Here is a 19699-nt window from a genome sequence, read left to right as displayed (position 1 = left end):
CATCAAGTATGGAGCATCAAGCGATTCAGTATGGCGGCCACGCCGCCGGGCGTTTCAACATAGCAGGCAGCATGCTGGGTGATGGCGGCCTTGGGCATGCCATCGACTACTGCCGAGGTGGGGCTTTGTACCAGGGTCAGCGCACCCAAGGCCTTGAGCCGGGCTAGACCTTCCACGCCATCCCGGCCCATGCCTGACAGCAGCACGGCGATGGCATGTCCGCGCAGCTGGCTGGCGGCGCTGTCGAACAGCTCGTCTATGGCCGGGCGGATATAGGGCTGCCGTGCACTCTGGTCCAGCGATAGTCGCAAGCCGGTATCTATCCGCAGGTGCTGATCGTCTGGTGCCACATAGATATGGCCCGGTAGTGCTAGCTGGCCATGGCTGGCCAGTTGCACCGGCAGGAGGGTCTGGCTTGCCAGCCATTCGCAATAATTGCCGGCGAAGCCGGGCGAGATGTGTTGCACCAGCAGGATGGGCCAGGGGCAGGCGGGGTTCAGCCGGTTCAGCAGGGTCTTGAGAGCAGGCGGGCCGCCCGCCGAGGCGCCCATGACCAAGACCTGGAAGGGCCGGTGCAGCCAGTGCTGCAATGAAAGCAGGGCCGCGGCTTGGGCATCGTCTGCTGGCCCTGGTTGCCTGACCGTTGTGTGGGCGAGGTATAGCAAGCTGCTGGTCAGTACCTCGGCGCGCTGCTGGAAGTGCGGGTCGGTTGGGCCGGTGGGTTTTTCCAGCACCATGAGCGCCCCGGCCTCCAGCGCCTGCATGGCCGTCTGCGCGCCGGGCAGATTGATACCGCTGGTTACGATGACGATGGGTAGGGGATGCTGCTGCATGATGCGGCGGGTGGTTTCGAAACCGTCCAGGCCTGGCATGTGGATGTCCATGGTGACCAGGTCGGGCCGCAAGGTAGCCAGTTGGTCCAGTGCGGCCTGGCCATGCTCGGCCTCGCTGACCCGAAAACCGGCCTGCTCCAGCAGGCTACGCAGCAGCAATCGGCTTACGCTGGAGTCGTCTACAAGCAACACATGCATGCGGGGCTTCCTATAGCAGACGTTTGACGGCAGCCAGTACCGTGTCGGTTTCCAGTCCACCCTTGACCAGATAGGCATTGGCACCCACTTCCAGCCCCCTGGCCTTGTCCTCTACCGTGTGCAGTGCGGTGACCAGCACCACGGGCAGCTTGGCCAGATTGGGATCGGCGCGCAATCGGGCGGTCAGGGTGAAGCCATCCATCCGTGGCATCTCGATATCCGAGACCAGCAGGTCGAAAGGTTGCTGCCGCAGGGTATTCCAGGCTTCCAGTCCATCGTTGGCGGTCTGTACGGCGTAGCCTGCGGTCTCGAGCAGTGCCCGCAGCAGGCCACGCGAGGTAAACGAATCATCGACCACCAGGATACGTGCCTGCCGTCGTGGGTGTTCTGCCTTGGGCCTGGCCTGCCATGGCCCCTGTGCCTGCAGGCAGCTGCGGTACAGATCCTGCGGGTGCAGCACAGGGACCAGGCTGCCATCGCCCAGCACCGTGGCGCCGAGCAGATTGCGGACTCGGCGCAATTGCCGGCCCAGGGGTTTCAGGGTGATTTCCTGGTCACCCAGTAGTTCGTCCACCAGCAGGGCAATCTGTTGCTCGGCACTGCCCAGCAGCAACAGGTTCAGCATGACAGGCTCACCCTCTGTAGCAGCCAGGGCCAGCACCTGGGCCAGGGGGCGCAGCGGCAGGCTGAGGCCATCCAGCATCACGCTGTCGCCGCTCTCCTGCCGGTGCAGGGCCGCCAGTGGCAGGCGCAAGGCGCGGCCAACGGCATGGGCCGGGATGGCAAAACGCTGCTCGCCCAGGCGTACCAACATGACACGGAAGGTAGAACGGCTTAGCGGCAGTTGCAGCACAAACCGGCAGCCTTGCCCTGGCGTGCTTTCGACCGCAATGCTGCCCCCCAGTTGTTCCAGCGCCTCGCGTACGATGGCCAGCCCCTCACCCCGCCCCGACAGGGTGGTCAGCAGGGGGCTGGTCGAGATGCCGGATTCGAACACCAGCGGCAGCAGTTGTGCGTCTGGCAGGGGGGGGCTGCCGCTGGCCAGCAGGCCGGTTTCCTCGGCTTTCTGCTGCAGCTTGTGCCTGTCTATGCCCTTGCCATCATCGGTCAGCGTCAGGCTGAAATGGCTGGCCGAAGTCTGGTGCAACAGTATCTGCAGCCTACCCACAGCAGGCTTGCCGTTGGCCGTGCGTACCGCAGGGGTCTCTATGCCGTGATCCAGCGCATTGCGCAGCAAGTGCATCAGGGGGGTGCGCAGGGCATCCAGGATGCGCTTGTCTACCTGCAGGCTGGTCTGGGGCAGCAGCAGTTCGGCCTGCTTGCCGGTTTGTGCTGCCAGCTCGCCCACCATAGCGGGGAGTTCGTCCAGCATGCTGCGGCAGGGCAGGAGCAACAGTTCGTCCACGGTGCGGGTATAGGCTTCGCTCAGACTGCCCATGTCCCGATCCAGCGTCTGGCTGGCCTGCCGCAGGCCATGGCTTTCCACCTGCATGGCCGCCAATAGATCCAGGCTCCAGTCCTGCCATTCCAGCAGGCTGCGCACTGCCTCCAGATCGGGCATCTGGCCTTGGGCCAGCAGGGTGCGCAAACGGCTTAGCAGGCCCTCGTGGCGCAGCCGACGTTGCCACAGGCGCTGGAAGTCGGCCTGCAGGGTGTGGCTGCGCCTATGCAGGTTCTGCGCCGTCATCCGGTGCTGGCGCAGGGCTTCGCCATGGTAGGCCAGTTGTTCACCCTGCTCGGCCCGTATCCGCAGTGTCTGCCCGCGCCAGGTGGCGGGCCGCTCGGCAGGTGTGGTCGCCGGCGCGGGGGGCGAGGGCGGCGTGGTGTCGACGGCAGCCACGGGTGGTGTCGCTACGCTGGGTGCTGCAGAGGTCAGGCGCTGGGAGACGGTGGTTTGCGCCAGCAGGTCCATCGCCTGCCTGAACTGTCCCGCCGTCAGTACCTCGCCGGCATGGCTGCGCTTGAGAAACTGCAGCGCCGCCAGGAAGGCGCCGGCCATGCTGGGCAGGAATGCCCGTTTGCCCTGGCGTAGCTCCTGCAGTATGGCCTCCCAGGCATGGCAGATCTGTTCCGGCTCGTGCAGCCCCACCGCGCGGGTGGCACCCTTGAGGCTGTGTACCTCACGGAATACCGCCTCCAGCGAGTCGGGCTCGGGGGCATCGGTCTGCCAGCGCAATAACTCGCTCTCAAGTATGGCAAGCCGTTCGGCAGCCTCCTCCTGGAAGCTGGCCATCAGCCTTTGCATCAGCGCTTCGCGGTCTATCGGCATGCGTCTGCGGGCTTAGCTGGTTTGCCGGGCAGGTAGCTTGAACTGGCCGGCCAGCAACTTGAGCCTGCCGCCCAGGCCATGTAGATCGCGGGCGGATTGGTCCACCTGCCGGGCGCCTGCTGCATTGTCCTGGCTGGCCTGGCGCAGGTTGACCACGGCAGCTACTACCTGGTCCATACCGGCCAGTTGCTGCTGGCTGGCACTGGCTATCTGCTGCGCCATATCGCTGGACTGTTCTATGCTCTCGGCCAGGTTACGCATGGCCTCGTCGCTGACACGGGTACGCTCGAAGCCCTGGTCCACCGCCTTGCTGCCTTGCTCGGCGGCCATGGCGGTACGGGTCATCGCCCTTTGCACATCCCCCAGTATGGTGCGTACCTGTGCCGTGGCCTGTTTCGACTGCTCGGCCAGGGCTTTGACCTCCAGCGCTACTACGGCAAAGCCCTTGCCGGCATCGCCGGCTTTGCCGGCCTCAATCGAGGCATTTACCCCCAGCAGATTGGACTGCTCGGCCAGCTCGTTGACGCTGGCGACGATCTCGCTGATGGCCTGGCTTTGCTCGCCCAGGCGCAAGATGCCCTCCGCCATGGCGTGCATCTGGTCGCGTACCTGGCCTATGCTGCTGAGCGTCTGCGCCACGGCCTCGCGGCCGGCCTGGGCAATGCGGCGATTGTGCTCGGCCGCCTGGTTGACCTCGGAGGCACGGCGATGCGCCAGGTGGGCGGTCTGCTTGACTTCCTCTATGGTGGTGGCGATTTCGGTGATGGAGGTGGCGCTCTCCTGCGCGCCACCGGCAACCTGGCCGGCTGTGGCCAGTATTTCCTCGCTGGCGCTGGCGATGACCACGATGCCTTCACGCATCTCTTCGGTCAGGCGGCTCAGGCTGTCTACCATGCGGACGAAGGAGCGTCCCAGCAGGTCTTGTTCCGACTTGGGTACCAGGGTAGTGCTGAGGTCGCCTTGTGCCAGGCGTTCTGCCTGCAGGGTGAGCGACTTGAGGTACTGGCCCATGTCGGCAAAGGCTTGGCTCAGTTCACCTACTTCATCGCTGCGCCCGGTGTAATCCATTTCGTGCGGGATATCGCCCACGCTGATACGGCGGGCATAGCTGGTCAGCACTTGCAGGGGCCGCGCTATGCTGTGGCTGAGCGACAGGGTCAGCGCGATGACCAGCAGGATCAAGCCACCGCCCAGCCAGATCACCCGTTCCAGCTGCTGGCTGATGAGGTGGTCGTTGGCTTGCTCCAGCTGGCGTACGCGCTGTGCAACCAGTTGATCCAGCTGCCCGGCCAGATCGCGCAAGCGCAATACCCTGGCGCGTTGCTCGCCGGTGGCGATCTGCCGCGCCTCCTCGTACTTGCCTGCTGCTAGCAGGGGAACAATCTGCTGATCGCGGGCGATGGTGAACTCTTGCCAGATCTGCGTGACGGCGCTGACCAGTTGGGTCAGCTCGGCGTCGCCTGTGGCGTGGCTGCGCAACTGCTCCAGCGTGGCGGCCTCCTGCAAGGCGATGGCCTTGAATTTGCTGCCCAGCTCACCGGCATGGGTGGCATCGCGGGTCAGCAGGGCGTTGAGCACCTCGGAGCGGACATCGTGGATGTTGAAACGTATCTCCTTGAAACCTGCCAGATCACGATTGAGCTCGACGATGGACTGGTTGTTAGTGCGTATGGTCTGCAGGCTGGTCTGGGCCAGGTAGAGCAGGCTCCCGGCGCCTAGCACGATAAGGGCGAAGGCCAGCGTCAGCTTGCTTCGGGTACGCAGGTTCAATAACCACATGGCGGTTCCTTGGGGCCGGATCGCGAGCTAACACGTGCGGCCATCAGCGGGTTGAAGTGCAGCAGGGGACAGAGAGCGGGTGCGATGCAGCGACGAAGCGCAAGGCCTGCAGGCGGATGACTGCCGTGCAGCGGGATAGGCAATGGATAGTCAGTCATAGTCATTCACCACCAGGCTGGGTTCGTTCAGCAATCGGTTGCCATCCAGCACTTGCCATTGCTGTGGGCTGATCCCCAGCATCAGGTTGCGGCGCAGGCCGCTCAGGCCGGCCTGTTCGGTCTGTAGCGTAGCGGGCGCCAGCCTCTGCACGCCCAGGATGCGGTCGGCCAGCAGGCCGAATTCCATGTCAGCGTTGCGCAGTATCAGCAGATGGTTGCGGTCTGCCAGGCCGCGTGGCGGCAGGGCAAACAGCACCCGCAGATCCAGCACCGACACCACGCGGCCACGGGCATTGACGATGCCGCGTACAAAGGCCGGTGTGCCCGGCAGGGGGGTTAATTGCTTGAGCGGGATGACGGCATCGATATGGGCCAGTGCCAGGGCATAGACCTCATCACCCAGGGTGAAGGCCAGCACCTCCTGGGTGGCGTCATCGCTGCCCTGGGGGGGCTGGGCCCACTGCAGGCTGCGTGCGGCCAAGGCGTCTGCCTGCTGCGCTGGGGTTTGGGTCTCGCCACGCTGCAGCTGCTCGGCCAGTGCATCCAGCTGCTGGTGCAGTGCAGACCAATGATCGTCGACCATTTTGCTCATGTGGGCTGTGCCCCCAGTCCCAGGCAGAGCTGCCGTAGTTGCGCCACGCTCATGCCATCGCCCAGCATGACCAGGGTTTGTTCATCCTGTCCCGCCAGCACCTGCAGACTATGTTGGCGCTGGCGCTCGGCCTGCTCGGCCTGCCCCAGCCGCAGATACAGCTGGCTGGCCAGGTAGGGCACCATGGCCAGTTCGGGTGCCAGGTAGGCCAGTTTGTCCAGCACGGCCAGGGCCGCTTCGGGCCGGCTGGCGGCATCTAGCGTCAGCGCCAGCAACCAATAGGCCTCCAGCCGCAATGGGGCTAGCTGCATGGCCTGCTGGCAGCTGGCACCGGCGGCACCCAGCTCGCCCCGGTCGGCCTGTGCCTGGGCCTGGGACAGGTAGTCCTCATAGGTAGCAGGCGGCGGGGCGCTTGCGGCGACGGGAAGCACCGGGGGCTCGACCTGCGGTTTGCGGGGGCGCGGCGGGGAGGGATGCGGCGGCTGCGGTGCTGGCGTTGCCAGGGCAGGGGGAGGGGCGGGGCGGACGGCCGCGGATTCATGCGCAATGCCATAGCCCAGCCCCAGCAGGCGGCCGCCAAAGCCGGCGGCCTGTGCCAGGCCAGCCTCGGCCGCTGCCAGCAGCAGTATGCCCTCAGGGGCAAGCCGGGCCTGCAGTTGCTGCAGCGCCATGCCGGTTGCCAGCGGGGTGAGGTACATCAGCACATTGCGGCACAGTATCAGGTCGTAGCCCTGTACGGCGGGGTCGGCCACACTGTAGTCGTGCAGCGCCAGGTTATGTACGGCAAAGCGTATGCGGCTGCGCCATGGCGGGGTGACGCGCCAGCCTTTGCCCGCGCGGCTAAAGTAGCGCCCGCGCCAGGCTGGCGTGCTTTGCCGGAACGCATAATCACCATACCAGCCGGCCTGCGCATGGGCGATAAAGGCAGGATTGATATCGGTTGCCAGCAGCGTCAGCTGCCAGTCATCCAGCGCAGGCCCCAGCAGGTCGGCCAGGCAGAACAGCAAGGTGTAGGCTTCTTCGCCGGTACAGCAGGCCGCGCTCCAGATACGCAGGCTGCGCTCACCGGCCAGGCTGCGGCGCTGCAGCAAGGGTTGCAGTATGTCCTGCTGCAGGGCTTGCCAGGTCTCCGGGTCGCGCTGAAAGTAGGTTTCACCCACCACCAGGTGGGGTAGCAAGGTGGCCAGCGGCAGGGTTCCGGTATCGGCCGTCGTCAGCCTGGCCTGCTGCAGGGCGCTACGCAGCCTGGCCTGGCGGCTGTCAAAGAAATCCAGCCCCAGTTCGGCGGCGATGCGTTGGGCAAGTGCCATGCTGGCGTCGTGGTGTTCCGGCACGATGGGGCGGTCAGTGGTGTGCATGGGCGGCTAGTGCGCTGCCGAGCTGTTGTTCATCGGCCTGGGAAAGAAAGGCATCAACATCCTGCAGCAGATAGAGCCCCTGGCCGTCGGCCAATACCCCACGTACGGTGGCATTGCTGCCTTGCAAGGCGGTGACCGGGTGCAGCTCGCTGCTGATCTGGCAAACCGGGTCGGTGCGGTCTACCGGCAACAGCAGTTCCCGCTGGCTGCCGCGCAGCCAGATCCAGTGTGCCCAGGGCTGTGGTGGGGCGGGTGGCCAGCCCAGGCGGGCGCGCATATTCATGACGGGAATAATATTGCCGTGTACCTGGCAGACACCGCTGATAACAGCGGGGGCGGCAGGCAAGGGCAGTATCGCCAATGCCTGCAGCACGCGTATTACCTGCCGGGCCGGCAAGGCAAAGCGTTGGCCGTTCAAATCAAATGGCAGCACGGTATGGGTAGATGCCACACATTCCTCTCTCGCTCGGAATACCAAGCGCTGCTCACAAAATCCAGCGCAGCGGCTCTAACCAGGCAACGGGCTTGGCTGCGTCTTGTTTAGCCGTGTGCATCACGTCGTGCGCGCCATTTCCCTTATTTCGATCTAGATTAGGACATGATGACCGGGTGCGCTAAGGAGATATGTCGCTTGCCTCAGCCTATCCGGCCAAGTTTGATAGGTTGATGGCGCACATGTCCGTGCAGCCTGAACCAAGGCTGTCCCAAAACGGGGAGGAGAGGCGGATATGCGATGGACTGTAGGCTGGAAGATTGCCCTGGGCTACCTGCTGGCCTTGCTGGCCCTGGTGGCGATAGGCCTGACGGCACACCGCAGCCTGGAGGGGCTGCTGGGTGCAGCGAATTGGAAGGACCATACCTATGCGGTGCTCGGGCAGCTGGACAGCGTTGCAACGCTGTTGAAGGATGCCGAAACCGGGCAGCGTGGTTATCTGCTGACAGGCCAGGAACGCTATCTGGAGCCCTATGTGCTGGCCGTGCGCAAGCTGGACAACACCCTGCAGGCGCTGCAGCAGGCCACCCGCGACAACCCCGCCCAGCAGCAGCGCCTGCAGCAGGTACGCCAGGCCACGGCGAACAAGCTGGCAGAACTCAAGCAGACCATAGACCTGCGCCGCGACGCGGGCCAGCAAGCCGCCATAGCCCTGGTACTGACCGACCAGGGCAAACGCGATATGGACGCCCTGCGGCACCTGCTGGCGGAGATGGAGGCAGAGGAGCGTGCCTTGCTGCAGCAGCGTGATGCGACCATGCAGGGCAATGCGGTGTTCGCCATGGCGCTGGTGACTTACGGCATCCCCCTGGTGGCGCTGCTGGTGCTGGGTGTTGCTGCGCTGGTGACACGCAATATCGCCATACCGCTGCGCAGCCTGGCCGATGCGGCCAGGGCCATCTCCCAGGGTGATCTGGCGCCACGCCTGACGAGCTTGACCCGTAGCGACGAACTGGGCGTGCTGAACCAGGCTTTTCTGCAGATGATCGCCACACTCAGGCTCAAGGCAGCCGCTGCCGTATCGATAGCACAGGGTGATCTGCGCGCCATGCCCATGCTGGCATCCGAGCAGGACGAGCTGGGTCTGGCCTTCCGTACCATGGTGACCAATCTGCAGAGCGTGGTGGCGGACATGCGCCAGGGTAGCCAGGCCATGGAAAGTGTCGTGGGTACTGTCATGACGGGGACCACGCAGGTAGCAACCGCCGCTGACGAGACCGCGACAGCAACTACTCAGCTGGCTACGACCATCGCCGAGCTGCGGCAGACCACCGAGCTGACTTCGCAGCGCATGGCCGAGGTGTCTGGCAGTGCCCTGATGGCGGCCGAGGTGGCGCGCAGCGGGCAAGTGGCGGTGAACGAGGTGGTGCGGGGCATGCAGGACATACAGGGGCGTATGGGTGTCGTTGCCGAACGGATAGGCCAGTTGACCGACAAGAGCTTGGCCATCAGCGATATCGTCAATGCGGTCAATGCGTTATCCGAGCAGTCTGCCATCCTGGCAGTGAATGCCAGCATAGAGGCGGCCCATGCCGATGAGCAGGGGCAGGGCTTTGCCGTGGTGGCACACGAGATGAAAAGCCTGGCAGGGCAATCCAAGCAGGCGGTGGTGCAGGTGCGCGGCATCCTGCTGGAGATACAGCAACTGATCACCGCCCTGGTCATGGCGACGGAACACAGCGTCGCGGCAGTGGAGAGCGGCGTGGCGCAATCAGGCGTCGCGGGCGATGCCCTGGCGCGCATGTCCACTACGGCAGCTGCCAATGCCCAGGCGGCGCAGCAGATTGCGGTAACGGCCATGCAACAGGCAACGGGCGTGCAGCAGATCGCCGCCGCCGTGCATCATATCAAGCAGGGTAATAACGATAACCTGAGCAGCATGCGGGCCATGCAAGTGGCGATGCAGGGGCTGGAGGAAGCGGGGCAGCGGCTGGGCGGCATCATCAAGGGCTTTGCTACCTGAAGGGGCTCAGCGTGCGATCACCTCGGACGGCAGGCTACGGTCTATGCTGACGTGGGCGGGCACCCGGAAGCGATAGGGCCTGCCCAGCGCCGTGGGCATGGTTTGGCCACCAGCGGTGAGGCGCCATGCCAGATTGTCGAGGCCAGATTCGTTGCACTTGATCCAGCCGTCCGACAGGGCCGTGGCATCACTCACGGTGCCACCAGCGTTGGCCTGTATCTCCCAGGCTGCAATGTCCTCGCAGCCGGAGAGCACATAGACCGTCCTTGAGGGCTCCTGCACCGTTTGGCGCTTGATCCAGTGAGCCCAGCCCTTGGGGTCTCGTGCATAGACATGCTTGATAGCCACACCATAGGTGAGCAACTGGCCGGCATGCTCAGGGAAGCGCTTGTTGGCGAACAGCTCAGCAAGTTCCTCGCTGACAGCTTCTTCCAAGGGGCCTTCGCAGCTACCTGCGCCCTCCAGCGGGCCGAAGTCCGCAACCATGCCATCCTGGCCTATGGAGAAACCGTACAGAGGAAGCACGCAAGGCTTTGGGCTGGCCAATTGGGTGGCAGCCAGCTGCTTGACCGCAGGGCTATCGAGCAGGATGGGGCCCAAGGGGGCAGCAATACCGGCTGACATGGCCAAGACGGGTATGCAGAGGGCGATTGATATGCGGCAACTGTGGTATCGAAGAGGGGATGGGATCTGTAGCGTGAGCATCTGATACGGCAATACAGGGTTGGCCGGTGGCGGAACCACGACCTTGTTCCCTTGGAGGGCGGCGTGACAGCACGGCTAGTGTATGTCAGCCGAGAAACTCGGTCCGCTGCAGGCGCCGACATCCTCCAGACCATCCCGTCCGCGAGCGGACGGGATGGGAGGTACTTGGCTAGGCTGGGTCAGACCAGACCGGGTCCATCCAGACCGGGTCTAGCCAGACTGGATCAGAATGCGAAGTGATCCTGGTCCAGGCTCATCAAGGGCTGGGCGCCTGTTGCCAGCTTGGCGGTCAGGGCGTGGGTTTCGGGCATCAGCTTGGCGTAGTAGAAGCGGGCGGTGCTGATCTTGGCGGCGTAGAACGGCTCGTCTGCCTTGGGCAGGCTGACTGCCACCATGCGGGCCCAGAACCAGCCGTAGACCAGGTGGCCCAGCAGGCGCAGGTAGTCGCTGGCGGCGGCGCCGGCTTCATCCTTGTTCTGCATGGCTGCCATGCCTATCTTCATGGTCACCTCGCCTAACTGTTTGTTGAGCGCGGCCAGCGGGGTCACAAACTCGGCCATCTCGGCACGGCCCTCCTGCTCCTGGCAGAAACGGTGTACCAGTTTGGTGAACTTGCGCAGCTTGGCGCCCTGATCCATCAGTACCTTGCGGCCTATCAGGTCCATGGCCTGTATGCCGTTGGTGCCCTCATACAGCAGGGAGATGCGGGCGTCGCGGACAAACTGCTCCATGCCCCATTCGCGGATGAAACCGTGGCCGCCGAAAATCTGCACGCCATGGTTGGTGGTCTCAAAACCATTGTCGGTCATGAAGGCCTTGGCCACCGGTATCAGCAGGGCCAGCAGGTCGGTCGCATCCTGGCGTTGCTCGGTATCTTCAGCACGGTCTTCCACATCCAGCAGCACGGCCAGCCAGCTGGAGAAGGCACGTCCAGCTTCGGCATAGGCTTTCATGGTCAGCAGCATGCGGCGCACGTCGGGGTGGACGATGATGGGGTCGGCCGGTTTTTCGGGCGCCACGGGCCCGGTGAGGGCGCGCATCTGCAGGCGATCCTTGGCATAGGCCAGGGCAGACTGGTACGACACCTCGTTCAAGCCCAGGCCTTGCATGCCCACGCCCAAGCGGGCGGCGTTCATCATGGTGAACATATAGCTCATGCCACGGTTGGGCTCGCCTATCAGGTAGCCAACGGCACCGTCGAAGTTCATCACGCAGGTGGCATTGGCCTTGATGCCCATCTTGTGCTCCAGCGAGCCGCAGCTCACCGGGTTGCGCTCGCCTACGCCACCATCGGCCGGCAGGAACTTGGGCACAATGAACAGCGAGATGCCCTTGATGTCGCGCGGGGCATCGGGCAGGCGGGCCAGCACCAGATGGACGATATTGTCGGCCAGGTCGTGCTCGCCGCTGGAGATGAAGATCTTGGTGCCGCTAATACGATAGCTGCCATCAGCCAGCGGCTCGGCCCGGCTCTTGATCAGCCCCAGATCGGTGCCGCAATGGGGTTCGGTCAGGCACATGGTGCCGGTCCAGCTGCCATCGACCAGCGGGGGCAGATAGGTCACCTTCTGCGCATCGCTACCGTGGGCGTGGATAGCCGCATAGGCGCCATGGCTGAGGCCTGGGTACATGCTCCAGGCCATATTGGACGAGACATTCATTTCGGCAATGGGGAAGCCCAAGGTCTTGGGCAGGCCCTGGCCGCCATAGGCGGGATCGCAGTCCAGCCCCGTCCAGCCACCTTCGCGGAACTGGTCGTAGGCGGCCTTGAAGCCCTTGGGCGTGGTGACCTTGCCATCGACCAGCGTACAGCCTTCCTCGTCGCCACTGCGGTTGAGCGGGAACAGCACCTCTTGGGCAAACTTGGCCGCTTCCTCCAGCACCGAATCAATCAGGTCGCGGTTGGCGTCCTGATAGCCGGGCAGAGCGGTAAGGGTGGATTCGACGTTCAGCAGCTCATGCAGAACAAACTGCATGTCACGCAGCGGTGCGCGGTATGTGGCCATGATGGTCTCCAAGTGCTTATTGTTGGTGTGGGTTGATACACTGCTGATGACAGCCTTGGGGGCCATCTGGCAGCTATGCGATCAATTTACCAAGCGCTTGCTTGAATTTCAAGTGCGACCATGTACCGCCTGTCTGCCAGCGACAAACGGGCCATATGAGGCTGGCGGCATCCCACGGCGCAGGGGCAACATTGATGCCTATGCTTTCTGTTGGCCAATCTAGGGCGAAGACGGGTACTGGACGGGGTTCTCGTCAGCAGGATCGCCTCTGTGCAGGTTAGGGCGCGACTATTCGGCTTCTGATGGTTTGGTCTCGGCCCGGCGCTGCTTGAGCTGCTTGCTTTCGCGTTTGAGCGGGCCGGCCACCGGGCAGATGCTGGCGGCGAAACCGCCCAGGGTGTTGACCAGGTTGTCCGGCACCAGGCGGTACCAGACAAACTGCCCCCGCTTATCGCTGGTGACGAGGCCGGCGTCTTCCAGTATGCGCAGGTGCTTGGACAGGGCCGGCTTGGACATCTCGAAGCGCGAGGCGATATCGCCCGCCGTCAGCTCAACCTCGGACAGGTAGGCCAATATCTTGCGGCGGGGTGTGGAGGCCAGGGCCTCGAAGACGCGTTCTATGGATGGGTGTGACATTTAGCTAATTAGCTAATCAGGATGGGTTCAAGTCTATACCCAAACCGCTGCGCTGTCCTGGCCGGTGGCTGGGTGATGCCGGGTATCGAAGCACCACATCTGCGAGCAGCCTGAATTAGCCTAGTGCGTGCTTGATTTGGCCGGCGTGAAGGGCAGGTTGACGCTGCTTGAATACACGTGTAATAATTTTCTTACACATGAAAGACGAAACCCTATCTGGTGAGCAGCTGTTGTCCATGCTTGCCGCCCTCGCCAACCCGCATCGACTGCGCATCATTGCCGCGCTGCAGTCGCAGGGCCGCAACTACGTTAGCCAGCTGGCGCGCGAGATAGGTATCAGCCGCCCTCTGCTGCACCTGCACCTTCAAAAACTTGAAGAAGCAGGCCTGGTGACCAGCCAGCTAGAACTGTCGCCTGATGGCAAGGCACTCAATTACTTTGAAGTCAGCCGCTTTGCATTGGAAGTCACACCCGCTGCCATTGCAGAGGCGGCCAAATCCTTACCCACACATCTCGATCCGTAAAGGCTTCTCATGTCTGAAAATGTGTACCTTTTGACGATCTGTCTGCCACTCGGGACGATCTTGCTGGTTTTTGGCATGCGCTACTACGCGGCCGTTATGCAGGCGAAGGCCAGCCTGGCACATCAGGAGGCCTATCGCCAGATGGCGGCGAGTATGGCGAGCTCGCAAGCCGCAACCACGGCGATGCTGTCGTCCATTGATGCTGCCATGACAGATATCCGATCCCGTATGGCGGCGGTGGAGAAAATCCTGAAAGACGTGGAGTAGGCGAGCCTTGCCCCTGCCGGTGTGCGCTTGGTTGGTTTGGCGCATGACAGGCAGCCCTGGTTTGCAGCACCGTTAGCGCCGAAAAAATCTTCGGGCGTTGTTGGACGCGCTTGGCGTGGTTCCGTGTTCCCAACAAGGAGTAGGTTTGCCATGACATGTAAAACGATGGAGATATCACCGCTGGTTTATGCACGCCTGGCAGGTGTGCTTTACCTAGCAGTCATTGTGCTCGGCGCTTTCTCTGAGGGGTTTATCACAAATAGCCTGGTTGTGGCGGGCGATTTTGCGGCAACGGCGCGTAATATCATGGCCTCGCCGGGTTTATGGAACTTGGGTGTGGCCTGCAATCTGATCGTGGTTATCTGTGCGGTACCACAACTCTGGATTGAATACCTATTGCTCAAGCCGGTCAGCCATAAGCTCATGCTGCTGGCTGTGCTGCTCAATCTGCTTAGCCTGGCAGTGGAGTGCATAAGCAAGCTGTTTCTGTTGCTGGTAACCCACATATTAAATAACGCCGACTACCTGAAGGTCTTTGAGCCTGGGCAATTGCAGATGCTCGCCGGCCTTGCCTTGAAGTCGCACGATATTGCCTTTGATATTGCGCTGATCTTCTTTGGCTTTACCTGCCTGGTCAGTGGCTATCTGATCTATAAGTCGGAATTCTTGCCAAAATTGATCGGCTTGCTGATGCAACTGGCGGGCCTCAGCTATCTGGTGGTCTGTTTTTCGTCTTTCTTCGCACCGACATTCGCCAAAGCAATCATGCCCGGTATTTTTATCCCGGTATTGATCGGTGAGTCGTCCTTCTGCCTGTGGTTATTGGTGAAGGGCGTCAATGTCGAGAAATGGCGGGCACGGGCGAGTATGGGGTAGGTAATCATTCTTTCTGTCGGGAAAAATCCCAACCTGTCGGGGGCACTTTCAAAAGCAAATCGCAGCAATCACAAGGTTCAGAAATTTGAATCAGTTTCCAATGCGAAAAACTCTCAGGCCTTCACGCAATTTCGGCTTTTTCGATGGCCAGGGTATTCCAGTTTTGTCACCAATATTGGCAGCCTGAACTTTAATGTCGTTGACCATGATCTCTGTGGCGTCGGCTTCTTCGAATAAAACGCTGAATTCAATAGCAATTCGATCTCCAGTAGCAATTGATTCAGACTCAATGATAATGCCAAATTTCTCACTCCATACCTTGGTCACTTTGCCGAGGTATTTGTAGTGGGTTGGGACTACTTCAAAACGCCCGTGCTGGTAGAGAATCGGTTGTACTTGCTCGAACTTCCACTGATTCAATCTGGCATTTCTTACCAGCCTGTAAAAGTCCCATGCTGTCAATAAGCCTAGGCTACTTTCCAGTGCGACGTGTAGAAGCTCTTGCCTAAAAGGCATTTTATTGTCTCGCTGCATAGGAGGGATATGCCGCTGATGATTAACCAAAGATAATCCAAAAATATCTGTTCTATTTTCCTCGCGCATCAAAAGTGTTGCGTGCTTGCTGGCTTGGAGTACATCTTCATCGCCAGGAAAGTTGGCTATTCCTTTGACATCAATAACGAGGATTGGACTGACATCGCGAATCTGTAAATCCTCTCGCCGACTTTTCCCTTCCTTGTCTCTTATTGCGTCCATATCAATGATGTTGCTGAATCCGAGAGTCTTCAATCCCATTTGTACTGCAGCAACTAATGGGTCACCCGTCTGCGTTAATAGGTCATGCATCCAGCCGTCTTTTCTACGAATCTCTAGCTCCTGTTCGTTCAAGGCAGCCAAGTCGGCCCGGAATTTAGCTTCGAGCTGGCTGCGCTGATTCTGTAGCCGTAAAACATCTGGTAACTCATATTCCGATAAATGTGTCCATCTGCCTTGCTCAATTCCAGGAAAGAGATGCGGTGCCATTTCTGGCAATACACCTGTTAAAAAAGAGTGCAAGAAGCCTGCTTTATCCTTGAGTTGGGGCAGAACAATGACAAAACCTGCGGAGCAAGGACGAAATAAAGCGACAGCTTGGCCAAATTTGTTTTTTAAAAGCGCAGTCCAAGGCTGGGTCTCTCGATATGCCCCCTTGATAGTACAGTCATATGAGCTACCGGGAAGATGCGACTGCAGTAACTTCCCTATAGGTGTATTTTTATCCACCACATTCATTTCTTCGCCGTGAGTTGGGTCCACGTGCATATCGCTCAGCTCAGATATGAAGTTCCACTCACTCCCATTGAAATTTCCTACTAATTCTAATCGTCGGTAGACTACTTTGCCAATTTGGATTAGGCCAGGTGTTTTTCGTGCAGCAAAAACCACGACTACGCCGCCAGTCTTCAATATTCTATCAAAATCACCTTTTACCTGCGTTGTGGCCCGAACTCGTGGATCAATAAATCCGAAATCACATTTTCCCCAATAGTCAGGCTCGCCTTCAGGTCGCGACCTTTCTCCAATTGGGTTGGTTGCAACTTCATAGTGAAGATCAACGATAATGATTTCTTGCTCGGCGTAGTTTGGCAGCCGAGACTCGGAAATGAGTGGCTTAAAATCGGAACTCATCTCAACTTCATAGGGTTGACCAAACGTACCTGCTTTGACGTTGAGCCCAGCGTCCACAAGGGCCTCAAAGGCGCTAGGCACCACGTCTATGAGAAGAATTTTTGGTTTGTCATATTTGACGGCGTGTGTGAGATCTTCATTGACGACTTCTAATGCATCTGATTTTGACGCTTTAGTGCCAAAAAGTGCCACTTGCGATTCTCCTGTATGTTTCATTCGTTACGTTACCATGGTAGCAAAGGCAATTGTTTCGATGTTGGGTCATGAATGGGTCATCTGCAGAGCTCAAGGTCGTCTATCAGGCTGAAGCGAAATCGTGGGACTGTAAGCTACCCCAACAAGCGGGTTAACCACAATAGGCTTATAGCGGACATTCGCGAGCGACAGAAACTAGCAGATTTCAGACTAGTGAGATGGTGTCAGAAGCAGTCAAGCAGGTGTGACTGCTTCGGGTCGTAAGATGACGAGCCAGCTTGCCATTGTGACCATCCGCTTTGGCCGAAATGCAGCCTTTCGACACCCTCGCACGTTCTCTGGCGGATATGCCTCAGCGTCCGCTGGCTAATCTGCTGCGGCCTCCGCGAGCACAATAGGGTTTTGGGAGGAGTCGCCGGTCACAGTGCGGCGTTTTGTGCGAATAGTTGCTCCATGCACATCAACTCCGCGCTGGCTCGATCCTTCACGCTCGCCATGTCCCGCTGGCAGCATATGGTAGATTCCCCCATCGTGGCGTACTCCGTCCGGCACCTAGGCGGTAGCCGTGGCGGATCGCCTATCCATTGAACCCGGCTGGCACCTTCCGGTTGCATCTATCGCGTAGGGGCCAACTGCATAGTCTGTCTACGCCATGACACCCTGTCTGCCTGCCACCATTCAAACCGAGCGGTTACTGCTGCGGCCGCCGCAGCTTGCCGATGCCGCGGCGCTGTTTGCTGCATACACCCAGGATGCCGGGGTGGCGCACTAATATGACCTGGACGCCGCACGTCGATCTGGCCCAGACCCAGGCTTTTCTGGAGTGGTGCGTCAAGGCATGGGAAGGCGGCCGCTGCCTGCCCTATGTGGTGACGCGGCAGGGTGACACTACCGCTATAGGCATGCTGGAAGCAAGGCTGCAGGGGCATTGTGGACCTGGGCTATGTGCTGGGCAGGGCGCACTGGCGGCAGGGGTATATGAGCGAGGCCATCAGCGCCTTCGCCCAAGAGGCATTGGCATTGCCACCGATTTTTCGGCTGCAGGCGACTTGCGATATGGACAATCTCGCCTCCGCCCGGACGCTGGAGAAGTCGGGTTTCCGGCGTGAGGGATTGCTGGCCTCTCGCACCGTCCACCCCAATATTTCGGCCGAACCCAGGGCATGTTTCACCTATGCACGTTGCCGCGACCGGTAGTTTGCTAGATCAGGTGATCCAGCAATTCCGGCCCGAATACCTCGCGGTGTATGCGGGTAGGGGGCACGCCTGCGCTCAGCAGCCCTTGCCACTGTTGCTGCATAAAGCCCAGCGGGCCGCAGAGGAAGAATTCGCCCTCGCGGTTGTCATCGTCCACCACGGCGGATAGCTGCATGCGGCCCCGATGGTGGTAGTCGCTGCCGAGCCGGTCTGCGTCAGCCGGTTGCTCGTAGAACAGCACCGAGCGTAGCTGTGGCAATTGGGCGCGGGCAGCGGCCAGGTCGGCGCGCAGGGCGTGGTGCTGGCCGTTGCGGGCGGCATGGGCAAATACGATGGGGCGGTGGCTGGCTTGGCCGGCCAGGGTGTTGAGGGTGGCGACCATGGGGGTGATGCCTATGCCGGCCGAGATAAGGGTGATGGGGTTGGGGCCGGCCAGGCTGGGGGTGAAATCGCCAAAGGGGGCGCCGGCCAGCAAGGTATCGCCCTGGCGCAGATGGCTGTGCAGCCAGTTGGATACCTGACCTGCCGGGGTGGTGGGGTTGCCGGCTTCGCGCTTGACGCTGATGCGCCACCAGGGGCGGTCGCTGGCATCGGAGAGGCTGTATTGGCGTAGCTGGCGCAGCTCGCCCAACTGCACGGCCACGCTGATGTACTGGCCGGGCTGGAAGTTGCCGGGCGAGCAGCCATTGGCTGTTTGCAGGTAGTAGGACATCACGTCTTCGCCCTCGCGGTGGGTTTCCATCACCACCAGCGTCTGCAAGGCGCCGGCTGTGGTTGCGGTGCGCTGGTATAGCCTGGCTTCGGCTGAGATCAGCTCGCCTGCCAGCAGCCAATAGGCTTCGTCCCAGGCGGCCAGCAGGGCTGGCGTCGCGGCATCACCCAGTACAGCCTGGATGGCGCCCAGCAGGTGGCGCCCCACGATGGGGTAGTGGGCGGGGGTAATGCCGACGGAGGCATGCTTGTGCACGATGCGCTCCAGCACGGGCGCCAGGGCGGCGGCATTGTCGATATTGGCGGCATAGGCAAAGACGGCGGCGGCCAGCGATTGCTGCTGTACCCCGCTGGCCTGATTACCCATATTGAACAGATGCTGCAGTTCGGGGTGTTGCGCAAACATCTGGGTATAGAAGTGACGGGTGATGGCCAGGCCATGTTCGCGCAGGACGGGAACGCTGGCGGCTATGTAGGGGCGGGATGCGGCAGACAGCATGCGGTACTCCATTAGTGGTATATAAAATGCAACTTTTAATGTAGCGCTTGGGCGCGCAATACAACGGCGGCTTCTCTCCGGCGGTTTTGCGGCTTGGCCGCTTCTTCTGCCGCCAGGCGCAGCACATAGCCCAGCTTGAGCAGGCCGGGGCCGATCAAGAGCATCAGATGGCCGCCTACCAAGGTGCCCAGGCCGATGCGGTCGGCCGCCATATAGGCGAGGTAGAAACCCGCCAGGCTGAGCAGGCAGGCGAGCTGGATCAGCCGGGTGGAATAACGATGTACGAGGGCGGGGTCTTGCATGGTGCGCTCCTTGCTCGGTTTGCCGGGGATGGGATAAGGATTTGCTAGCTGTGCCTGCAGGGGGAGGCGGTGGCTTGGGCCTGCCTTGCCGCATCGGGGTAGTGCCCCAGTGCATGCATCAGCCGCAGCGATTCGCCTATGCGTTCGGCACGGCTCAGCCAGGCGCTGGCCTGGTCAGCAGGTAGGTTTGCCCGCAGCGTCTGGCCAAACAGGGTTAGCCAATCCTGCAGCAGGGCTGGGGTAAAGCCGGCCTCTGCATGGCGCTCCGCCACCTGATAGCGGTATTCAAGGTAGCGCGCACCGCCCAGTGTCACCCACCAGAAATGGGTCAGGTGCGCCAGGTGGGTGGGCCAGTCATGCACCCTGGCAAAGGGCTGGGCTAGGGTAGGGTGGGTGCGTACCTGCTGGTAGAAATCCGCAACCACGGCGGCTACTGTGGGGTGGCCTATCTCGTCGGCAATGGCTTGCAT

The 19699-nt window shown here is 61.2% G+C and carries 18 protein-coding genes; 5 read left to right on the top strand and 13 right to left on the bottom strand.

Going from position 1 to position 19699, the window contains the following annotated elements; translation table 11 throughout:
- Positions 1 to 2 precede the first annotated feature (2 nt).
- From V7714_RS03865 to V7714_RS03840, 6 genes are all read right to left on the bottom strand, one after another.
- A complete protein-coding gene (locus V7714_RS03865) occupies positions 3 to 1031 on the bottom strand; it encodes a chemotaxis protein CheB (protein ID WP_335388331.1) in 1029 nt (342 codons plus the stop codon).
- Between the two features lie 10 nt (positions 1032 to 1041).
- On the bottom strand, positions 1042 to 3300 hold the full coding sequence (locus tag V7714_RS03860) for a hybrid sensor histidine kinase/response regulator (protein ID WP_335388329.1): 2259 nt from the start codon (positions 3298 to 3300) through the stop codon (positions 1042 to 1044).
- 12 nt (positions 3301 to 3312) lie between these two features.
- Positions 3313 to 5079, bottom strand: coding sequence for a methyl-accepting chemotaxis protein (locus V7714_RS03855; protein WP_335388327.1), 1767 nt, complete (start codon positions 5077 to 5079; stop codon positions 3313 to 3315).
- Positions 5080 to 5229: 150 nt separating this feature from the next.
- Complete coding sequence (locus V7714_RS03850) at positions 5230 to 5829, bottom strand: chemotaxis protein CheW (protein ID WP_335388325.1); 600 nt, start codon at positions 5827 to 5829, stop codon at positions 5230 to 5232.
- Complete coding sequence (locus V7714_RS03845; protein ID WP_335388323.1) at positions 5826 to 7187, bottom strand: CheR family methyltransferase; 1362 nt, start codon at positions 7185 to 7187, stop codon at positions 5826 to 5828. Before V7714_RS03845 ends, V7714_RS03850 begins: the two co-directional genes overlap by 4 nt.
- Positions 7174 to 7638, bottom strand: coding sequence for a chemotaxis protein CheW (locus V7714_RS03840; RefSeq protein ID WP_335388321.1), 465 nt, complete (start codon positions 7636 to 7638; stop codon positions 7174 to 7176). Before V7714_RS03840 ends, V7714_RS03845 begins: the two co-directional genes overlap by 14 nt.
- Positions 7639 to 7915: 277 nt before the next feature.
- Here V7714_RS03840 and V7714_RS03835 point away from each other — a divergent pair, with 277 nt between their 5' ends.
- Complete coding sequence (locus V7714_RS03835) at positions 7916 to 9643, top strand: methyl-accepting chemotaxis protein (protein WP_335388318.1); 1728 nt, start codon at positions 7916 to 7918, stop codon at positions 9641 to 9643.
- A gap of 6 nt (positions 9644 to 9649) precedes the next feature.
- Here V7714_RS03835 and V7714_RS03830 read toward each other — a convergent pair whose 3' ends face one another.
- From V7714_RS03830 to V7714_RS03820, 3 genes are all read right to left on the bottom strand, one after another.
- Positions 9650 to 10273 (bottom strand): hypothetical protein, encoded by a 624-nt coding sequence (locus V7714_RS03830; protein WP_335388315.1) that lies wholly within the window; start codon positions 10271 to 10273, stop codon positions 9650 to 9652.
- Between the two features lie 299 nt (positions 10274 to 10572).
- A complete protein-coding gene (locus V7714_RS03825; RefSeq protein ID WP_335388312.1) occupies positions 10573 to 12354 on the bottom strand; it encodes an acyl-CoA dehydrogenase C-terminal domain-containing protein in 1782 nt (593 codons plus the stop codon).
- Positions 12355 to 12642: 288 nt separating this feature from the next.
- Complete coding sequence (locus V7714_RS03820; RefSeq protein WP_335388310.1) at positions 12643 to 12990, bottom strand: metalloregulator ArsR/SmtB family transcription factor; 348 nt, start codon at positions 12988 to 12990, stop codon at positions 12643 to 12645.
- 197 nt (positions 12991 to 13187) lie between these two features.
- On the opposite strand from V7714_RS03820, the gene V7714_RS03815 reads away from it, so the two are divergent.
- From V7714_RS03815 to V7714_RS03805, 3 genes are all read left to right on the top strand, one after another.
- A complete protein-coding gene (locus tag V7714_RS03815; protein ID WP_335388308.1) occupies positions 13188 to 13514 on the top strand; it encodes an ArsR/SmtB family transcription factor in 327 nt (108 codons plus the stop codon).
- Positions 13515 to 13523: 9 nt separating this feature from the next.
- Complete coding sequence (locus tag V7714_RS03810) at positions 13524 to 13781, top strand: hypothetical protein (RefSeq protein ID WP_335388306.1); 258 nt, start codon at positions 13524 to 13526, stop codon at positions 13779 to 13781.
- 165 nt (positions 13782 to 13946) lie between these two features.
- Complete coding sequence (locus V7714_RS03805) at positions 13947 to 14657, top strand: DUF4386 domain-containing protein (RefSeq protein ID WP_335388304.1); 711 nt, start codon at positions 13947 to 13949, stop codon at positions 14655 to 14657.
- A 90-nt stretch (positions 14658 to 14747) separates the two neighbouring features.
- On the opposite strand, the gene V7714_RS03800 is transcribed toward V7714_RS03805, so the two are convergent.
- A complete protein-coding gene (locus V7714_RS03800) occupies positions 14748 to 16541 on the bottom strand; it encodes a hypothetical protein (protein ID WP_335388302.1) in 1794 nt (597 codons plus the stop codon).
- A gap of 909 nt (positions 16542 to 17450) precedes the next feature.
- Here V7714_RS03800 and V7714_RS03795 point away from each other — a divergent pair.
- Positions 17451 to 17717 carry a GNAT family N-acetyltransferase gene (locus V7714_RS03795; protein WP_335388299.1) on the top strand — a complete coding sequence of 89 codons (267 nt, stop codon included), beginning with the start codon at positions 17451 to 17453 and terminating at the stop codon, positions 17715 to 17717.
- 4 nt (positions 17718 to 17721) lie between these two features.
- On the opposite strand, the gene hmpA is transcribed toward V7714_RS03795, so the two are convergent.
- From hmpA to V7714_RS03780, 3 genes are read right to left on the bottom strand one after another with little or no spacing between them, the layout of a single operon-like run.
- Positions 17722 to 18927, bottom strand: a complete 1206-nt coding sequence (gene hmpA / locus V7714_RS03790; protein ID WP_335388296.1) for an NO-inducible flavohemoprotein — start codon at positions 18925 to 18927, stop codon at positions 17722 to 17724.
- A gap of 35 nt (positions 18928 to 18962) precedes the next feature.
- Complete coding sequence (locus V7714_RS03785) at positions 18963 to 19229, bottom strand: hypothetical protein (protein WP_335388292.1); 267 nt, start codon at positions 19227 to 19229, stop codon at positions 18963 to 18965.
- A 44-nt stretch (positions 19230 to 19273) separates the two neighbouring features.
- On the bottom strand, positions 19274 to 19699 hold the full coding sequence (locus tag V7714_RS03780) for a group III truncated hemoglobin (protein WP_335388289.1): 426 nt from the start codon (positions 19697 to 19699) through the stop codon (positions 19274 to 19276).

Origin of the sequence: Chitinimonas sp. JJ19 (genome assembly GCF_036961565.1) — a bacterium.
GTDB lineage: Bacteria > Pseudomonadota > Gammaproteobacteria > Burkholderiales > Chitinimonadaceae > Chitinimonas.
The sequence above is the reverse complement of the archived record's forward strand: the minus strand, read 5'-3'. Positions and strand labels throughout refer to the sequence as shown.

Excerpts from the sequence above, each read along its gene's own strand:
- V7714_RS03820 (WP_335388310.1), bottom strand. The coding sequence starts at position 12,990 with ATGTCACACCCATCCATAGAACGCGTCTTCGAGGCCCTGGCCTCCACA.
- V7714_RS03785 (WP_335388292.1), bottom strand. The coding sequence starts at position 19,229 with ATGCAAGACCCCGCCCTCGTACATCGTTATTCCACCCGGCTGATCCAG.
- V7714_RS03845 (WP_335388323.1), bottom strand. The coding sequence starts at position 7,187 with ATGCACACCACTGACCGCCCCATCGTGCCGGAACACCACGACGCCAGC.
- V7714_RS03865 (WP_335388331.1), bottom strand. The coding sequence starts at position 1,031 with ATGCATGTGTTGCTTGTAGACGACTCCAGCGTAAGCCGATTGCTGCTG.
- V7714_RS03780 (WP_335388289.1), bottom strand. The coding sequence starts at position 19,699 with ATGCAAGCCATTGCCGACGAGATAGGCCACCCCACAGTAGCCGCCGTG.
- V7714_RS03855 (WP_335388327.1), bottom strand. The coding sequence starts at position 5,079 with ATGTGGTTATTGAACCTGCGTACCCGAAGCAAGCTGACGCTGGCCTTC.
- V7714_RS03835 (WP_335388318.1), top strand. The coding sequence starts at position 7,916 with ATGCGATGGACTGTAGGCTGGAAGATTGCCCTGGGCTACCTGCTGGCC.
- V7714_RS03815 (WP_335388308.1), top strand. The coding sequence starts at position 13,188 with ATGAAAGACGAAACCCTATCTGGTGAGCAGCTGTTGTCCATGCTTGCC.
- V7714_RS03825 (WP_335388312.1), bottom strand. The coding sequence starts at position 12,354 with ATGGCCACATACCGCGCACCGCTGCGTGACATGCAGTTTGTTCTGCAT.
- V7714_RS03800 (WP_335388302.1), bottom strand. The coding sequence starts at position 16,541 with ATGAAACATACAGGAGAATCGCAAGTGGCACTTTTTGGCACTAAAGCG.
- V7714_RS03850 (WP_335388325.1), bottom strand. The coding sequence starts at position 5,829 with ATGAGCAAAATGGTCGACGATCATTGGTCTGCACTGCACCAGCAGCTG.
- V7714_RS03810 (WP_335388306.1), top strand. The coding sequence starts at position 13,524 with ATGTCTGAAAATGTGTACCTTTTGACGATCTGTCTGCCACTCGGGACG.
- hmpA (WP_335388296.1), bottom strand. The coding sequence starts at position 18,927 with ATGCTGTCTGCCGCATCCCGCCCCTACATAGCCGCCAGCGTTCCCGTC.
- V7714_RS03860 (WP_335388329.1), bottom strand. The coding sequence starts at position 3,300 with ATGCCGATAGACCGCGAAGCGCTGATGCAAAGGCTGATGGCCAGCTTC.
- V7714_RS03805 (WP_335388304.1), top strand. The coding sequence starts at position 13,947 with ATGGAGATATCACCGCTGGTTTATGCACGCCTGGCAGGTGTGCTTTAC.